Consider the following 15,819-nt stretch of genomic DNA (forward strand, 5'->3'; position numbering starts at 1 on the left):
GGGTTACATGAGCCAATATCCGCATATCTTCACGCCGCTCGATCTGGGCCACGTGACGCTGCCGAACCGCGTGCTGATGGGCTCGATGCACACCAATCTCGAAGAGCGCGGCGACTGGAATGCGGTGGCCGAGTTCTATGCCGAACGCGCGCGCGGCGGTGTCGCGCTGATGGTGACGGGCGGCATGGCCCCCAATCACGAGGGCGGCGTCTTCCCCGGCGCGGCAGGCCTGTTTAGCCCCGAGGACATCGCGCATCACAAGATCATCACCGACCGCGTTCACGAAGCGGGCGGCCGCATCGCGATGCAAATCCTGCACGCCGGGCGCTATGCCTATGGCCCCGATTGCGTGGCGCCCTCTGCGATCAAATCCCCGATCTCGCCTTTCCCGCCGAAAGAGCTCGACGACGCCGGGATCGAGAAGCAGATCGCCGACATCGCCACCGCCGCCGCGCGCGCCCGCGAGGCGGGCTATGACGGCGTCGAGGTGATGGGCTCCGAGGGCTATTTCCTCAACCAGTTCCTCGTACGCCATACCAACAAGCGCGAAGACGGTTGGGGCGGCTCGTTCGAGAACCGGATGCGCCTGCCCGTCGAAGTGGTCAAGCGCGTGCGCGAAGCGGTCGGCCCCGATTTCATCGTGATCTTCCGCATCTCGCTGATCGACCTGATCCCCGACGGCTCGACCTGGGAAGAGGTCGTCACCCTCGCGAAAGCCGTCGAGGCAGCGGGCGCCACGATGCTCAACACCGGCATCGGCTGGCACGAGGCGCGGGTGCCGACCATCGTGACGTCGGTGCCGCGGGCGGCCTTCACCTGGCTCACCGGGCGGATCAAGCCCGAGGTCTCGATCCCGGTCATCACGTCCAATCGCATCAACACGCCTGAAGTCGCCGAAGAGGTGCTGGGCGACGGCTGCGCCGACATGGTGTCGATGGCGCGCCCCTTCCTCGCCGATGCGGATTTCGTGGTGAAGGCGAAAGAGGGCCGCGCCGCCGAGATCGCACCCTGCATCGCCTGCAATCAGGCCTGTCTGGACCACACCTTCCAGGGTAAGGTCTCGAGCTGCCTCGTGAATCCGCGCGCCGCGCATGAGACCGAGATCGTCATCACCAAGACCGAGGCGCCGAAATCCGTCGCCGTCGTCGGCGCGGGCCCGGCGGGCCTGTCTGCCGCGATCACCGCGGCCGAGCGTGGCCATGCCGTGACCCTGTTCGACCGCGCCTCGGAGCTCGGCGGGCAGCTGACCATGGCGCGCGCGATCCCCGGCAAGGAGGAATTCCATGGGCTCACCGACTGGTTCAAGACCATGATCGAGAAGACCGGCGTGACGGTGAAGCTGGAGACCGAGGCCACGCCCGATCTCCTCGCCCCCTTCGACGAGATCATCATCGCAACCGGCGTGCAGCCGCGCGACCCGGAAATCCCGATCGAGGGCGGGCAGGTCGTGAGTTACATCGACATCCTCAAAGGCCGCGTCACCGCCGGCAAGCGCGTCGCGGTGATCGGCGCGGGCGGCATCGGCTTCGACGTGGCCGAATTCCTGACGGTAACCGAAAGCCCGACGCTGGATCTGGAAGAATGGAAGCGCGAATGGGGCGTCGGCGATCCGGCGCAGACGCCGGGCGGATTGACCAAGCCCGAGCCCGAAGCCCCTGCCCGCGAAGTGACGCTGCTGCAGCGCAAGAAGGAAAAACTCGGCCGCCGCCTCGGCAAGACCACGGGCTGGGTTCACCGCGCGGCGCTGCATATGAAGGACGTGAAAATGATCGGCGGCGTGAATTACGAGAAGATCACCGCCGAGGGGCTGCATGTCACTTTTGGCGAGGCGCGCGAGAACCCGACGCTGATCGAGGCCGATACGGTGGTGCTCTGCGCGGGCCAACTCTCGGACCGCTCGCTGGCCGATCAGCTGATCGCGGCGGGTCGCAGCCCGCATGTGATCGGCGGCGCGGATGTGGCGGCGGAACTCGACGCGAAACGCGCCATCGATCAGGGCACCCGGCTCGCCGCCGCGCTCTGATCAACTCTTCGGATTGGAAGAAATATCCCGGGGGGCTCGCATCGCGAGCGGGGGCAGAGCCCCCTCCGTCTTCAAATCTGTCGCCGTCCGGCGACCGGGGGGCAGAGCCCGCACCCGGCCTCAGCTTGATCGCCACGCCCCGCCATCTGCGCCAAAGCGGCTCGCCAGATCGGCGACCAGCGCCATGTCCACCGCATCCAGCGGCCCCTCATGGCGCGGGCGGAAGCGCAGGCGGAAGGCTGGCAGGATCGTCGCGAGCGGCGCTTCCGGGTAGCCAAGGCTCGAGGCCAGTGCGAGGAAACTCTCGGGATCGACCGCGGGCGCAGCAGCGCCCCGCTCCGGCCAGATCGCCAGGCCCTGCCGCGCGAGGCGCTGCCAGTCGAAGCGCGGGCCCGGGTCGATCTTGCGCTCGGGCGCGAAATCCGAATGGCCAATGACGTTCTCGGGTGCAATTGCCCAGCGGCGCATGATCTGCGGCAGCAGCTCTTCCAGCGCGGCCATCAGCGGCTCGGGGAACGGACGATCGCCCTCGTTGTCCAGTTCGATACCGATCGAGCGCGAATTCACATCGCCCAGCCCCTGCCAGCTTCCCAAGCCCGCATGCCAGGCGCGCATCTCCTCGGGGACGAGTTGCTCGACCGAGCCATCACGCCCGATCAGCCAATGCGCGGAGACCTCCGCCTCGGGCAGGCAGAGGCGCGTCCGTGCGGCCTCGCAGGACCACATCGCGGTGTAATGGATAATGATCAGTTCCGGCACCGCCCCCTCGCGGCGCGGGCCGTAATTGGGCGAGGGCCAGTCGGCGCTCACTGACGCGCGGTCTGGAACGGCGTCGGATCCCAGTCGCAGGCGAAACCGTCGCCATCGGGATCGAGGTTCAGCCGGTCTTTCTGCGGCCCGCCTGCGGAGAGGAAGGCGCGTTGCGCCTGATCGGCAGAGACGTATTTCGCGCAGGCCTTGCTCGACGAGGTCAGCTTGATGCCCGAGCGCTTGTAGACCGAGTCGCCCGGACGGTTGGACACCGACAGCGCATAGGCAGCGAGGTTCGGCCCCGAGCTGTCCTGATTGCTGATCGTGTTCTGCGCGGGCGCGCTGCTCGACGCGGTGGTGTCGAAGTTCGGCGAGCTGGCCATGGTGCTGGAACCGGCAGTGCTGTTCGACGCGTCGGTCTCCTGCAGCGCGGCCATCGCATCTGCCCCGATCGCGGCGCCGCTATTGTCGCTGCTGTCGGAGCTGGAGGTCGAAGGATTGTCGCCGATGGTGCCGCCCGCATCGATGGTCGGTGCGGAAAGCGCGTTGGTCGTGCCGGGCGTCGCCGTGCCGGTTGCGTTCAGCGGCGCGCCGGGCGCATCGGGGTTGGTCGAGCCGTTGTCGGTCGGCAGGACGCTTTGTGCCGAGGGCGGCACGATGGGCTGGCCGCGCAGTTCGGCCTCGCGACGGGCTTCGGGGCCGCTGTCGGGGATCGAAGAGATACAGCCCGAGAGGGCCAGAACGCCGCCGAGGATCGCGAGTGCCTGTTTCATGTTACCACCATTTCTCCGGTTTGGCCGAGAAGCCCGCGGCCTGTTCGAGGACGTGGGCGTGGTTCAGCAGATCGCCCTCTTCCCAGGGCCGCCCGATGAGTTGCAGCCCCAGCGGAAGGCCCTTGCTGTCCAGCCCGCACGGCACCGAAACGCCGGGAAGGCCTGCAAGGTTCACCGTCACGGTGAACACATCCTGCATATACATCTCGACCGGATCGGCGCCGTCCATCTCGCCCAGACCGAAAGCGGCAGACGGGGTGGCAGGCGTCAGGATCGAATCGATGCCCTGCGCGAAAACTTCTTCGAAGTCGCGCTTGATCAAGGCGCGCACTTTCCGGGCGCGGTTGTAATAGGCGTCATAGAAGCCTGCCGACAACACATAGGTGCCGATCATCACGCGACGCTGCACCTCGGGGCCGAAGCCTTCGGCGCGGGTCTTCTCGTACATGTCGACGATGCCCTCGCCTGCCGCGAGCTTGGCGCGGTGGCCGTAGCGCACGCCATCATAGCGCGCGAGGTTCGACGAGGCTTCCGCGGGAGCCACGACGTAATAGGCGGGCAGCGCGTATTTCGTATGCGGCAGCGAGATATCGACGATCTCGGCCCCCGCATCTTTCATCATCGCGATGCCGTCGTCCCAGAGCTTCTGGATCTCGGCGGGCATACCATCGATGCGGTATTCTTTCGGGATACCAATCTTCTTGCCGCGAATGTCGCCGGTCAGCGCGGCCTCGAAATCCGGGACCGGAATATCGGCGGAGGTCGAATCCTTCGGATCGTGCGAGCACATCGTGCCAAGCATGATCGCCGCGTCGCGCACCGATTTGGTCATCGGACCCGCCTGATCAAGCGAAGAGGCGAAGGCCACCACACCCCAGCGAGAGACCCGGCCATAGGTCGGCTTGATGCCGACGATGCCGGTGAAGGCGGCGGGCTGGCGGATCGAGCCGCCGGTATCCGTGCCGGTCGCGGCAAGGCACAGGTCGGCAGCCACAGCCGCGGCCGAACCGCCCGAAGACCCGCCCGGGGTCAGTTTCCGGTCATCGATCTTCCAGGGGTTCACCGCCGGGCCGTAGCAGGCGGTCTCGTTCGACGAGCCCATCGCGAATTCGTCCATCGACAGCTTGCCGAGCATCACCGCGCCCGCGTCCCACAGGTTCTGTGTGACGGTGGATTCGTATTCCGGCTTGAACCCGTCGAGGATGTTCGACGCGGCCTGCGTCGCCACGCCCTTGGTCGCGAAAAGATCCTTGATCCCCAGCGGGATGCCGCACATCGCGGGCGCGTCGCCCGACTTGATGCGCGCATCGGCGGCCTTGGCCTGCTCCAGCGCGATCTCAGGGGTCTTGTGCACGTAGGCATTCAGCGCGCCTGCGCCTTCGATTTCGCCCAGGCAGGCCTCGGTCAGCTCGACCGAAGTCACATCGCCCTTCTTGAGCGCATCGCGCGCGTCGGCAATCGTCAGTTTGTTCAGGCTCATTCGACCACCTTCGGCACGGCAAAGAAGCCCTCGCGGGCATCGGGGGCGTTCTTGAGGATTTTCTCGGGATAACCGCCATCGGTCACCTCGTCGACGCGGCGCTTGAGGCGCATCGGCGTCACGGAGGTCATCGGCTCGACGCCCTCAACGTCGACCTCGTTGAGCTGCTCCATGAAGGTCAGGATGCTGGAGAGTTCCTGCGCGAGTTCGGGCAGATGGTCTTCGGGCACCCGGATCCGGGCCAGATGCGCCACTTTGCGGGCGGTGTCGATATCGATGGACATGTGCTTCTCCGCTTGTCTTGGAAGGCGGTTTAGCCCGAGCCACTGGGGCTTTCAAGCGCCGCGCCCCGGCATCGGCGCGCCCCTGCCCTGTCCCACGCGAATTTGCGTGCTAATCTTGGAACATGCGCAGGGCTTATACGTCACCCTGTCACAACCGAAGTGCCTAACGGAGGAAATCCATATGAAACTCATCTGGCTCGGCCATTCCGGCTTCCGCATCGAAACCGGCGACGCCGTGATCCTGCTCGATCCGTTCCTCACCGGCTCGCCGGTCTTTCCCGACGACAAGCGCGGCGAGGCGATCGAGGGTGCGACGCATCTGCTGCTGACCCACGGCCACGGCGATCACGCTTCGGACGCGGTGCCGATCGCGAAGGAACTGGATATCCCGATCTACTGCATCCACGAGCTGTCGATCATGCTCGGGGCCGAGGGGGCCGAGACGGTCGGTTTCGGCAAGGGCGGCACGGTCGATCTGGGCGGTGTGAAGGTCACGATGGTGAACGCGACCCATTCCGCCTCGGTCGATTACAAGGACGGCAACCCGGCCTATGCGGGCCAGCCCGCGGGCTTCATGATCGAGGCCGAGGGCCACACGATCTACGTCAGCGGCGATACCGACATCATGGCCGACATGGACTGGATGGGTGAACTGCACAATCCCGATATCGGCATCCTCGCGGCGGGCGGCCATTTCACGATGGACATGAAGCGCGCGGCCTGGGCGTCGAAGAAGTATTTCAACTTCAAGACGGTCATCCCCTGCCACTACAAGACCTTCGATGCGCTGGAGCAATCCGCGCAGGCGCTGATCGACGGTCTGCCGGGGGTGGATGTCATCGAACCCGAGATGCTCAAAGCGATCGAAATATAAGCTGCAGCCCGCCGGGCGAGGGCTGGCTTTGCTTGCAGCCTGAAGCCCGGCGCGCTAGCTTCTCGCCCGGATCGGGAGGCCGAATAGATGTCAGACTTACTGTCCTTCAAGGAGATGTGCGAGCGGTTCGACGTGACCCCGCGCACGCTGCGCTATTACGAGTATATCGAGCTTCTCAATCCCCAGAAGGAAGGCCGCTCGCGCTATTACGGCCCGCGCGAAATCGCGCGGATGACGTTGATCCTGCGCGGGCGTCGATTTGGCTTCTCGCTCGAGGAGTTGCGCCAATGGCTGCTGATCTACGATCAGCAAGGCACCGAAGAGCAGAACCGCGTCTGGGTCGAACTGGCCGACCGGCAGCTTGACGTGCTGACGCGACAACGCGAAGAATTGGACGCGGCAATCGACGACCTCCGACAATTGCGTGATCAGGTTCAGGACACTCTTGATTCTTGAGCCTGAAATGCATTCCTTAACGTCAGCGAGGTCGTGTGAACGCCTTGTGAGCTTGACGATTATGGCCAGTTTCGACGAAAGAAACTTGCTTTACCGTACGGTAAAAATTCCCTGACATTACGTCATTGGATTCGTGACGCCACGTTACGGTGACGCGAACGTAAAGAAGTCTTGTATTGTGACTGCGGACAGACGATCTGCCGCGTCGCATTACGCAAAGGAAACGCGAGGCAGAGAGTATGACCGACACAGTAATGACGATCCGCGAGATGTGCGATGCCTTCGAGGTGACCCCGCGCACCCTGCGGTTCTACGAAAGCAAGGAGTTGCTGTTTCCCATTCGCGAGGGACAGAAACGGCTGTTTACGCGGCGCGACCGCGCCCGGCTGAAACTGATCCTGCGCGGCAAACGTTTCGGGTTTTCGCTGGAGGATATCCGCCAGCTGCTGGACCTCTACGAGATGGGCGACAAGCAGAAGACGCAGCTGAACGAGACGATCAAGCTCGCACAGCAACGTCTGGAGGAAATGACGCGCCAACGCGAGGAACTGGGTCAGGCGATCGACGAACTGGCCAGTCAGATCGAGTGGGCGGAGAAGGAACTGGAGAAGGCGCGCCACGACGACGCGGCCTGATCCGCGACGACTAAAGGGAGCGAACCATGTCGAGCTTTATCGCCAACACCAAAGACATGCAGTTTGTGCTGCATGACCTGCTCAAGGTTTCGGATTCGGACGTGCCGGGTTACGAAGAAATGGACCGCGACTTCACCGAAGCCGTTCTCGACGCTGCGGGCAAGGTCTCGTCGGAGGTGCTGGCCCCGCTGAACGAGGTGGGCGACAAGGAAGGCTGCGTGCTCGAAAACGGCGTGGTCCGCACGCCCAAAGGGTTCGACAAGGCGTTCGAGGCGATGAAAGAGGGCGGCTGGACCGCGCTCGACTGCGATCCTGAATTCGGCGGTCAGGGCATGCCCTACCTGCTGAACTGCGCGGTGGGCGAGATGTTCGTCTCGGCCAACATGGCCTTCAATATGTACCAGGGCCTGACCCACGGCGCCTATTCGGCGATCCACACCCACGGCACGGACGAGCAGAAGCAGACCTATCTGCCGAAGATGGTCACCTGCGACTGGACCGGCACGATGAACCTGACGGAGCCCCATTGCGGCACCGATCTGGGTCTCATGCGCACCAAGGCCGAGCCGCAGGATGATGGCTCCTACGCGATCACCGGCACCAAGATCTTCATCTCGGCGGGCGATCACGACCTGTCGGATAACGTGATCCACCTTGTGCTGGCGAAAGCGCCGGGCGGTGGCGAAGGCACCAAGGGCGTCTCGCTCTTCATCGTGCCGAAATTCCTCGTCAACGAGGACGGCTCGCTGGGCGAGCGCAACTCGCTCTCGGTCGGCAAGCTCGAAGAGAAGATGGGCATCCACGGCAACGCGACCTGCGTCATGAACTACGACGGCGCGAAGGGCTGGCTGCTGGGCGACCTCCACAAGGGGATGCGCGCGATGTTCACCATGATGAACGAAGCGCGTCTCGGCGTCGGTCTTCAGGGCTATGCCGTGGCCGAAGCCGCCTATCAGGAAGCCGTGGCTTACGCGAAGGACCGCATTCAGGGTCGCGACGTGACCGGCGTGAAGGCGCCCGAGAAGGCCGCCGATCCGATCATCGTGCACCCGGACGTGCGCCGGATGCTGATGGACCAGAAGAGCTTCGTAGAGGGCGCCCGCGCCTTCACCTTCTGGGGTGCGCATCTGATCGACCGCTCCCATGGGCTCAACGACGCCGAAGCCGAAGGTCTGATCTCGCTGATGACCCCGGTCATCAAGGGCTTCCTTACCGACAAGGGCTTCGAGACCGCCGTCTCCGCGCAGCAGGTCTTCGGTGGCCACGGCTATACCGAAGACTGGCCGATGTCGCAGCATGTGCGCGACGCGCGCATCGCGATGATCTACGAGGGCGCCAACGGCATTCAGGCGCTCGACCTCGTGGGCCGCAAGCTCGCAGCCGACGGTGGCAAGCACGTCATGGCCTTCTTCGAGATGGTCAAGGCAGAGTGCAAGTCGCATGACGACGATGAGCGGATGAAGCCCTTCACCGATGCGCTGAAGAACGCCTCCAAGCAGCTTCAGACCGCGGGCATGTTCTTCATGCAGAACGGCATGAAAAACCCGAACGCGGCGCTGTCGGGCAGCTATGACTTCATGCACCTGATGGGCCACGTCTGCCTCGGCCTGATGTGGACGCGGATGGCGAAAGCCGCCTTCACCGCGCTCGACAACGGGGCGTCGGACACCGCCTTCTACGAAGGCAAGATCGCGACGGGCCGCTACTACATGGCGCGTCAGCTTCCCGCCTGCGCCATGCATCTGGCGCGGATCGAGAGCGGTGCGGACCCGGTCATGGCGCTGACCGACGACCAGTTCTGAGACGAACGGATGAAACGAAAATGAACGGCGGGCCTCGGCCCGCCGTTTCAATTTTCGATCACCGCCATGTCAGGCGAAGTGTAGCGCCGGGCGATTGTTTTGCGGCCATGCAGGTCTAACCTCGGAATCTCAACCGAGACACGATTCCCGCCGAGCCCCGCTGCCATGTATCTCAATAACGCAGAAACCCACCGCCGATACGATGCCGCGCTCGCAGAGCTGCGGGCGCGGGGCGTGTTCCGCTCGACCCGTCCTTCCATGGGCGCGCGGGTACTGCATTGGCTGGGCTTCGAGCCGCGCCCGATTCCCTATCTCGACTGGAAGCAGAACCTGCTGATCTTCGGCGCCGGGTTCGCGGTGGCGCAGCTCCTCGTGGATCATCTGCTGAGCGCGACGGAGGGCATGTCCTACGCGCCGCATCTGGTAACGCTGGTGATCTCGGCGCTCGCCTTCGGGGCACTGATGGCGCTGTGGCAGATCCACCGCAAGAACAAGCTCGGGCTGAGCGATTGGGACGACCTCTAGGCGCGGTCCCGATGCTTGGCTTCGGAGCACGGGCGGTCTGGCCAGCGCGCAGGTTTCTTCCTAAGCTGCGCGCAACCTGACGCGCCTTCCCGCGCTACATTGCCCCGGAGCCTGAATGCCCAAACGACTGCGCCTGACCCGTCGCTTTCCCGTCGCCATGACCAATGACGCCTATCGCAGCCTCAACCGCTTCGCGCAGGAGGCGGAAATCACGCCCGACGAAGCGCTGACCTTCCTGTTCGAGCATTTCAACTCCGTCACCCACGAGGAAAATCTCAACCACCGCCTGCGGCTGTTCAAGGCCGAGCTTGGCGAGCGCAAAGCCTGATTTCGAAAGGACATCCATGACCCGCCTGTCTCTCGCTTTCGCTGTCGCATCCCTTGCCGTCTCGGCCCTGCCCGCCTTTGCCTTCGACTCCGCCGACCGCAACGCTGTCACGCAGGAGGTCGCGGGCTTCACCAAGGCGGTGGAAGAGAAGGACTACTCGGTCTTCTTCGACACGGTGCCGCCGAAGATGATGCAGGCCATCGCGGATCAGACGGGCGTACCGAAAGAGCAGCTCGAAGAGATCATGCGCAAGCAGATCAACGACGCGATGGCCTCGGTCACGATCGACGAGTTCGAGATGAACACCAACGAAATGAAGACCGGCGAGACGTCTTCGGGCCGGGCCTATGCGCAGATTCCGACATCGACGGTGATGGAGGTGCCCGATATGGGCAAGGTGCGCTCGACCAATACCACGCTGGCGCTGCAGGATGGCGAGGAATGGTATCTTGTGCGCATCGACAGCCCGACGCAGATCGCGGTATTGCGCAAGGTGTATCCCGATTTCGAAGGAATCGAGTTTCCCAAGGGAACGATGCAGGCGGTGCGCTAACCGCGCCGCTCCTCTCGCTTTTTCCGTGCTTTCCGTTCACGTCCGTTCACCTCTCGCAACGGAACGTCACCCTCTCCCTCGCGTTGGACGCAACGTCGTGATCGAATGACGTTGCGGCGGAATGCCCACGAGGGGCTTACGTTCGCGTCACTTAGGGGCCAGATTGGCATCGTGATCAGGGAGGACCGCAACGAATGGCGGCACAACTTTATTGCTTCGGAGAGTCGGGGAACGCGTACAAGGCGGCGCTGACGATGGAATTGGCGGGCTACGACTGGGAGCCGGTCTATGTCGATTTCTTCAACGGCGAGGCGCGCAGCGCCGAATACCAGGCGCTGAACGAAATGGCCGAGGCGCCCGTCTTCAAAGAGGGCGACCTGACCCTGTCGCAATCCTGCGTCATCCAACTTCACATCGCGGAGCAGACCGGCAAATTCCTCGCCGAGGACCGCAACGAAATGCTGCGCTGGATGTTCTGGGATGCGCAGAAAGGCTCGGGCCAGCAAGGCGGGTTGCGCTTCCTGATGAACTTCCTGCCCGAAGACAAGCGTCCGCAAGAGGCGATCGGCTGGCTCAAGGGCCGCGTGCTGACCGCGATCAAGACGCTGGAGAAACACATGGAGGGTCGCGACTGGGTCGTCGGCGACCAGCCCAGCTTGGCCGATTTCGCCTGCTGCGGCTATCTCTACTACCCCGAGCCCTTTGGGTTCGACCGCAAGGAATTCCCCAATATCGACCGTTGGCTGGATGGCATTGCTGCCCTGCCCGGTTGGAAACACCCCTATGATTTGATGCCCGGCAATCCTTCCGACCGGGCGTGAGGAGGAACCATGACGGAAGCCTATATCTATGACGCAGCCCGCACTCCGCGGGGCAAGGGCCGCAAGGACGGCTCCTTGCACGAGGTCAGCTCGGTCGCGCTGTCCGCGCGGCTGCTGAACGCGGTGGCCGAGCGCAACAACCTCGAAGGCCATGCGGTCGAGGACGTAATCTGGGGCAACGCGACCCAGGTGATGGAGCAGGGCGGCTGCCTTGCGCGCTCGGCGGTGCTTCTGTCGGATCTCGACGAGCGCATCCCGGGCCTGTCGATCAACCGCTTCTGCGCCTCGGGCATGGAAGCGGTGAACCTCGCCGCGAACCAGGTGCGCGGCGGCGCGGGCATGGGCTATATCGCAGGCGGCGTCGAGATGATGGGCCGTGTCGCGATGGGCTCGGACGGCGCGGCAATCGCCGTGGACCCGTCGCTCGCGATGAAGACCTATTTCGTCCCGCAGGGCATTTCGGCTGATATCATCGCCACCGAATACGGCTTTAGCCGCGAAGACGTCGACGCGCTCGGCGTGGAATCGCAGCGCCGTGCAGCGGAGGCGATCAAGGAAAACCGTTTCGCAAAATCCATCGTGCCGGTGAAGGACCAGAACGGTTTGACCATTCTCGAGCAGGACGAATTCCCGCGTCCGGGCACGACGATGGAATCGCTCGGCAGCCTGAAGCCGTCCTTCAAGGAAATGGGCGAGGTCATGCCCGGCTTCGACAAGGTCGCGATGCTGAAATACCCGCACCTCGATCACATCAACCACGTCCATCACGCCGGCAACTCCTCGGGCATCGTGGATGGAGCTGCCGCCGTGCTGATCGGCAACAAGGAATTCGGTGAGGCGCATGGCCTCAAGCCGCGCGCGCGCATCCGCGCCACCGCGAAGATCGGCACCGATCCGACGATCATGCTGACCGGCCCGGTGCCCGTGACCGAGAAGATCCTCGCCGATTCGGGCATGTCGATCTCCGACATCGACCTGTTCGAGGTGAACGAGGCGTTTGCTGCCGTCGTGCTGCGCTTCATGCAGGCCTTCCAGGTCGACGCATCGAAGGTCAACGTCAACGGCGGCGCGATCGCGCTTGGCCACCCGCTCGGCGCCACCGGCGCGATCATCATCGGCACGCTGCTGGACGAGCTCGAACGCCGCGACCTGAACACCGGTCTGGCCACGCTCTGCGTTGCGTCCGGCATGGGCGCCGCGACCATCATCGAGCGCGTGTGAGGGAGGAACAAATGGCTGATTTCAAATACGAACTTGGCAGCGACGGCGTTGCCGTCATCACTTGGGACGTGCCCGAGAAGTCGATGAACGTGATGAGCATGGAGGGCTTCGCTCTTCTCGACAGCTTCATCGACAAGGCGCTGGCGGATGACGCAGTGAAGGGTGTCGTCATCACCTCCGGCAAGCCCGATTTCGCGGGCGGCATGGATCTCAACGTCATCGCGCAGATGCGCGAAGGCGGCGCTCAGGCGATCTTCGACGGGGTGATGCAGATGCACCATGTCCTGCGCAAGATCGAGCGCGCTGGCATGGACCCGAAGACCAACAAGGGCGGCAAGCCGATCGCAACCGCGATCCCCGGCACCGCGCTCGGCATCGGTCTGGAACTGCCGCTATCGACGCACCGCACTTTTGTCGCGGACAATCCGAAGGCGAAGATTGGCCTGCCCGAGATCATGGTCGGCATCTTCCCCGGCGGCGGCGGCACCACCCGTGTCTCGCGCAAGCTCGGTGCGATGGCGGCGGCGCCCTTCCTGCTGGAAGGCAAGCTTTCGGACCCCAAGAAGGCGAAAGCTGCGGGCCTGATCGACGAGGTCGTCGAGGATCCGCTGGCCTCCGCGAAGGAATGGGTGCTGAACGCCAAAGACGCCGATCTGGTCAAACCGTGGGACGCGAAGGGCTTCAAGATGCCCGGCGGCGCACCCTATCACCCGGCGGGCTTCATGACCTTCGTCGGTGCTTCCGCGATGGTGCATGGCAAGACCGCGGGCGTCTATCCGGCGGCCAAGGCGCTGCTCTCGGCGGTCTATGAAGGCGCGCTCGTGCCCTTCGATCAGGCGATCAAGATCGAGGCGCGCTGGTTCACCAACGTTCTGCTGAACCCGTCGTCGACCTCGATGATCCGTTCGCTCTTCATCAACAAGGGCGCGCTGGAGAAGGGCGCGAACCGTCCCGACGTGTCGGACCAGAGGGTGAAGAAGGTCGGCATCCTCGGCGCGGGCATGATGGGCGCAGGCATTGCCTATGTCTCGGCCAAAGCCGGTATCGAGGTCGTGCTGATCGACAACAGCCAAGAGGCCGCCGATCGCGGCAAGTCCTATTCCGAAGGCATCCTCGACAAGGGCATCTCGCGCAAGAAGGTCACCGAAGAGGGCAAGGCGAAGACGCTCGGCCTGATCAACGCGACCACCGATTACGCCGCGCTGGAAGGCTGCGACCTGATCGTGGAAGCGGTGTTCGAAGATCCGGGCGTCAAAGCCGAGGTCACCAAGAAGGCCGAAGCCGTGATTCCGCAGGATGCGATTTTCGCGACCAACACCTCGACCCTGCCGATCACCGAGCTGGCCAAGGCCAGCGCACGCCCCGAGCAGTTCATCGGCATCCACTTCTTCTCGCCCGTCGACAAGATGATGCTGGTCGAGATCATCAAGGGCGCCGAGACCGGTCCGGTGGCCGTGGCCAAGGCGCTCGACTTCGTGCGCCAGATCCGCAAGACGCCGATCGTGGTGAACGACGCGCGCTTCTTCTACGCCAACCGCTGCATCATCCCCTATATCAACGAGGGGATTCGCATGGTGGCCGAAGGGGTGAACCCGACGCTGGTGGAACACGCCGCGACTATGGTCGGCATGCCGCTCGGACCGCTGCAGCTGGTAGACGAGACCTCGATCGACCTCGGCGTGAAGATCGCGAAGGCCACCAAGGCCGCGATGGGCGATGCCTATCCCGATGAGGCGGTCGATGACGTGCTGTTCTGGATGGCCGACGAAGGCCGGATGGGCCGCAAGTCGAACGCGGGCTTCTACGACTATGACGACAAGGGCAAACGCCAAGGCCTGTGGGACGGCCTCGACGCCAAGTTCCCGCGCGCCGACGAGCAGCCCGACGTGCATCACGTGCAGCATCGCCTCCTGATGGCGCAGGTGCTGGAAGCCGTGCGCGCCTTCGAGCAGGGCGTGCTGGAAGACATCCGCGAGGGTGACGTGGGCGCGATCCTCGGCTGGGGCTTCGCCCCTTGGTCGGGTGGCCCGTTCTCGTGGCTCGACATCCTCGGCGCCGGCAAGGCGGTGGAGATCTGCGAGGCGCTCACCGCGCAATACGGTCCGCGCTTCGAAGCCCCCGCCCTGCTGCGCGACATCGCAGCCAAGGGTGACACCTTCTATGGTCGTTTCGGCGACGGTCAGGCCGCGAAAGCCGCCTGATCCGACAGCGCCAGAGAAACCAGAACGCCGGGACCGAAAGGCCCCGGCGTTTTTCTATGCGCGCGCCTTCCTCTGCGCCGAAGCGTTCGCCTATTCCCGGGCAAAGGAAAACGCCGCACCCTGGTCTGGGGTGCGGCGTTCGGCCTGTCAGAATTTCAGGAGGGGATCAGGCCGGGCTATCACTCTGCCGCGTAAGCATGTGCGGTCAGATCTTCGTCGATCAGCCCCGCGACGATCGAGCGCGCCATCTCGAGCGAGAGCGTCTCGTAGTTCGGGCCTGCATCATCGTCGAAGAGCGCTTCGAGCCGGTGGCTGTTGACCGAACCGCAATGGACCATGCCAGAACCATTAGCGTAGACGATCTCCTCCTCCTCAAACTCCAGCACGATCACGTCGATCGGACGGTGGGGTGTAATCCGATCGATCCCGCGATAGCCTTCAAGTGCCGAAGCGGGGATCACGGCGAAGGGGTCACCGTAAATTGCCTCGGCCATGTCGCTTTCCACCATCATGTTCTGTTCAGGCAAAAGCAGCATCGGGGTTTTGTTGCCCAACGCGCCGACCGGCACGGCGAGCGGCTTGCGATGGTCCGGGCAACGCCCGTGACCGAGCCAGAGTTGAGTCCGTTTGACGTCCGCGACGGGACGCAGGCCACTGTCGAAAGTCATGACCATGTCACCGGCTGCGATCGCTTCCACCGGGCGCCAGCCCATGGCGGTGGCGATGCGCGTTCCGGCGACGATTCCCGACGCAGCTCCGTTGTCGAGCATTCGCCCGGAGGTTGCGCCCGCCAGAGCGGTATCAAAGGCGCAATCGTCGTCCCAGGTCGTCGTTGCACTGCGGGTCATGTCGGTCTTCCTTCTGAAAGTCGGCGAGGCCATTTCTTGGTCCTACCCAGATCAATTGATTCCTAGGGAGTTTCCGGGGCCGAAAGGTGACCGAAATGTGGCAAACCTATACTTTCGGACAGTAAGTTGCTCACGGACCCGTGATTGACCTATCTTTTTGGATAGGGGACACGCTCGATTGACCTATCTTTTTGGATAGGGGTGCGTTCACCGCCCGTAAGAATGGCCCAAAATGCGTCGCAATC

The 15,819-nt window shown here is 63.9% G+C and carries 16 protein-coding genes; 11 read left to right on the forward strand and 5 right to left on the reverse strand.

The window, feature by feature from the left end; genetic code table 11:
- The first annotated feature begins 7 nt into the window (after positions 1–7).
- Complete coding sequence (locus BMG03_RS00570) at positions 8–2,023, forward strand: NADPH-dependent 2,4-dienoyl-CoA reductase (protein WP_075775382.1); 2,016 nt, start codon at positions 8–10, stop codon at positions 2,021–2,023.
- Positions 2,024–2,143: 120 nt separating this feature from the next.
- On the opposite strand, the gene BMG03_RS00575 is transcribed toward BMG03_RS00570, so the two are convergent.
- The 4 genes from BMG03_RS00575 to gatC are packed head-to-tail and all read right to left on the reverse strand — an operon-like array spanning position 2,144 to position 5,310.
- Entirely contained in the window at positions 2,144–2,833 is a 690-nt protein-coding gene (locus BMG03_RS00575; protein WP_075775381.1) for an N-acetylmuramoyl-L-alanine amidase, read from the reverse strand.
- Positions 2,830–3,546 (reverse strand): hypothetical protein, encoded by a 717-nt coding sequence (locus tag BMG03_RS00580; RefSeq protein ID WP_075775380.1) that lies wholly within the window; start codon positions 3,544–3,546, stop codon positions 2,830–2,832. Before BMG03_RS00580 ends, BMG03_RS00575 begins: the two co-directional genes overlap by 4 nt.
- 1 nt (position 3,547) lies before the next feature.
- Positions 3,548–5,026 (reverse strand): Asp-tRNA(Asn)/Glu-tRNA(Gln) amidotransferase subunit GatA, encoded by a 1,479-nt coding sequence (gatA, locus tag BMG03_RS00585; RefSeq protein WP_075775379.1) that lies wholly within the window; start codon positions 5,024–5,026, stop codon positions 3,548–3,550.
- Positions 5,023–5,310 (reverse strand): Asp-tRNA(Asn)/Glu-tRNA(Gln) amidotransferase subunit GatC, encoded by a 288-nt coding sequence (gene gatC, locus BMG03_RS00590; protein ID WP_075775378.1) that lies wholly within the window; start codon positions 5,308–5,310, stop codon positions 5,023–5,025. The genes gatA and gatC overlap by 4 nt, the downstream gene beginning before the upstream one ends.
- Before the next feature lie 181 nt (positions 5,311–5,491).
- Between gatC and BMG03_RS00595 the strand changes: the two genes are divergently transcribed.
- The 10 genes from BMG03_RS00595 to BMG03_RS00640 all read left to right on the forward strand — a co-directional run bounded on the left by BMG03_RS00595 (position 5,492) and on the right by BMG03_RS00640 (position 14,726).
- Positions 5,492–6,184, forward strand: a complete 693-nt coding sequence (locus BMG03_RS00595) for a metal-dependent hydrolase (protein ID WP_075775377.1) — start codon at positions 5,492–5,494, stop codon at positions 6,182–6,184.
- Positions 6,185–6,271: 87 nt separating this feature from the next.
- Complete coding sequence (locus BMG03_RS00600; RefSeq protein ID WP_075775376.1) at positions 6,272–6,640, forward strand: MerR family transcriptional regulator; 369 nt, start codon at positions 6,272–6,274, stop codon at positions 6,638–6,640.
- A gap of 239 nt (positions 6,641–6,879) precedes the next feature.
- The gene (locus BMG03_RS00605) at positions 6,880–7,275 is read left to right on the forward strand and encodes a MerR family transcriptional regulator (RefSeq protein WP_075775375.1); all 396 of its coding nucleotides are present in this window, start codon (positions 6,880–6,882) and stop codon (positions 7,273–7,275) included.
- A gap of 26 nt (positions 7,276–7,301) precedes the next feature.
- Positions 7,302–9,077 carry an acyl-CoA dehydrogenase C-terminal domain-containing protein gene (locus BMG03_RS00610; RefSeq protein WP_075775374.1) on the forward strand — a complete coding sequence of 592 codons (1,776 nt, stop codon included), beginning with the start codon at positions 7,302–7,304 and terminating at the stop codon, positions 9,075–9,077.
- 165 nt (positions 9,078–9,242) lie between these two features.
- Positions 9,243–9,602 carry a DUF6404 family protein gene (locus tag BMG03_RS00615; protein WP_075775373.1) on the forward strand — a complete coding sequence of 120 codons (360 nt, stop codon included), beginning with the start codon at positions 9,243–9,245 and terminating at the stop codon, positions 9,600–9,602.
- Between the two features lie 115 nt (positions 9,603–9,717).
- A complete protein-coding gene (locus tag BMG03_RS00620) occupies positions 9,718–9,930 on the forward strand; it encodes a hypothetical protein (RefSeq protein ID WP_075775372.1) in 213 nt (70 codons plus the stop codon).
- A gap of 16 nt (positions 9,931–9,946) precedes the next feature.
- Entirely contained in the window at positions 9,947–10,483 is a 537-nt protein-coding gene (locus BMG03_RS00625) for a hypothetical protein (RefSeq protein ID WP_075775371.1), read from the forward strand.
- 194 nt (positions 10,484–10,677) lie between these two features.
- Entirely contained in the window at positions 10,678–11,304 is a 627-nt protein-coding gene (locus BMG03_RS00630) for a glutathione S-transferase family protein (RefSeq protein ID WP_075775370.1), read from the forward strand.
- A 9-nt stretch (positions 11,305–11,313) separates the two neighbouring features.
- Positions 11,314–12,525, forward strand: a complete 1,212-nt coding sequence (locus BMG03_RS00635) for an acetyl-CoA C-acetyltransferase (protein ID WP_075775369.1) — start codon at positions 11,314–11,316, stop codon at positions 12,523–12,525.
- 11 nt (positions 12,526–12,536) lie between these two features.
- Positions 12,537–14,726 carry a 3-hydroxyacyl-CoA dehydrogenase NAD-binding domain-containing protein gene (locus tag BMG03_RS00640; RefSeq protein ID WP_075775368.1) on the forward strand — a complete coding sequence of 730 codons (2,190 nt, stop codon included), beginning with the start codon at positions 12,537–12,539 and terminating at the stop codon, positions 14,724–14,726.
- Positions 14,727–14,905: 179 nt separating this feature from the next.
- On the opposite strand, the gene BMG03_RS00645 is transcribed toward BMG03_RS00640, so the two are convergent.
- Positions 14,906–15,574, reverse strand: coding sequence for a Hint domain-containing protein (locus BMG03_RS00645; protein ID WP_075775367.1), 669 nt, complete (start codon positions 15,572–15,574; stop codon positions 14,906–14,908).
- Positions 15,575–15,819: the final 245 nt, after the last annotated feature.

Source organism: Thioclava nitratireducens (genome assembly GCF_001940525.2).
Classification (GTDB): Bacteria; Pseudomonadota; Alphaproteobacteria; order Rhodobacterales; family Rhodobacteraceae; genus Thioclava; species Thioclava nitratireducens.

Coding starts and splice junctions, on each gene's coding strand:
- BMG03_RS00570 (WP_075775382.1), top strand. CDS start 8: ATGAGCCAATATCCGCATATCTTCACGCCGCTCGATCTGGGCCACGTG.
- BMG03_RS00580 (WP_075775380.1), bottom strand. CDS start 3,546: ATGAAACAGGCACTCGCGATCCTCGGCGGCGTTCTGGCCCTCTCGGGC.
- gatA (WP_075775379.1), bottom strand. CDS start 5,026: ATGAGCCTGAACAAACTGACGATTGCCGACGCGCGCGATGCGCTCAAG.
- gatC (WP_075775378.1), bottom strand. CDS start 5,310: ATGTCCATCGATATCGACACCGCCCGCAAAGTGGCGCATCTGGCCCGG.
- BMG03_RS00595 (WP_075775377.1), top strand. CDS start 5,492: ATGAAACTCATCTGGCTCGGCCATTCCGGCTTCCGCATCGAAACCGGC.
- BMG03_RS00600 (WP_075775376.1), top strand. CDS start 6,272: ATGTCAGACTTACTGTCCTTCAAGGAGATGTGCGAGCGGTTCGACGTG.
- BMG03_RS00605 (WP_075775375.1), top strand. CDS start 6,880: ATGACCGACACAGTAATGACGATCCGCGAGATGTGCGATGCCTTCGAG.
- BMG03_RS00610 (WP_075775374.1), top strand. CDS start 7,302: ATGTCGAGCTTTATCGCCAACACCAAAGACATGCAGTTTGTGCTGCAT.
- BMG03_RS00615 (WP_075775373.1), top strand. CDS start 9,243: ATGTATCTCAATAACGCAGAAACCCACCGCCGATACGATGCCGCGCTC.
- BMG03_RS00620 (WP_075775372.1), top strand. CDS start 9,718: ATGCCCAAACGACTGCGCCTGACCCGTCGCTTTCCCGTCGCCATGACC.
- BMG03_RS00625 (WP_075775371.1), top strand. CDS start 9,947: ATGACCCGCCTGTCTCTCGCTTTCGCTGTCGCATCCCTTGCCGTCTCG.
- BMG03_RS00630 (WP_075775370.1), top strand. CDS start 10,678: ATGGCGGCACAACTTTATTGCTTCGGAGAGTCGGGGAACGCGTACAAG.
- BMG03_RS00635 (WP_075775369.1), top strand. CDS start 11,314: ATGACGGAAGCCTATATCTATGACGCAGCCCGCACTCCGCGGGGCAAG.
- BMG03_RS00640 (WP_075775368.1), top strand. CDS start 12,537: ATGGCTGATTTCAAATACGAACTTGGCAGCGACGGCGTTGCCGTCATC.
- BMG03_RS00645 (WP_075775367.1), bottom strand. CDS start 15,574: ATGACCCGCAGTGCAACGACGACCTGGGACGACGATTGCGCCTTTGAT.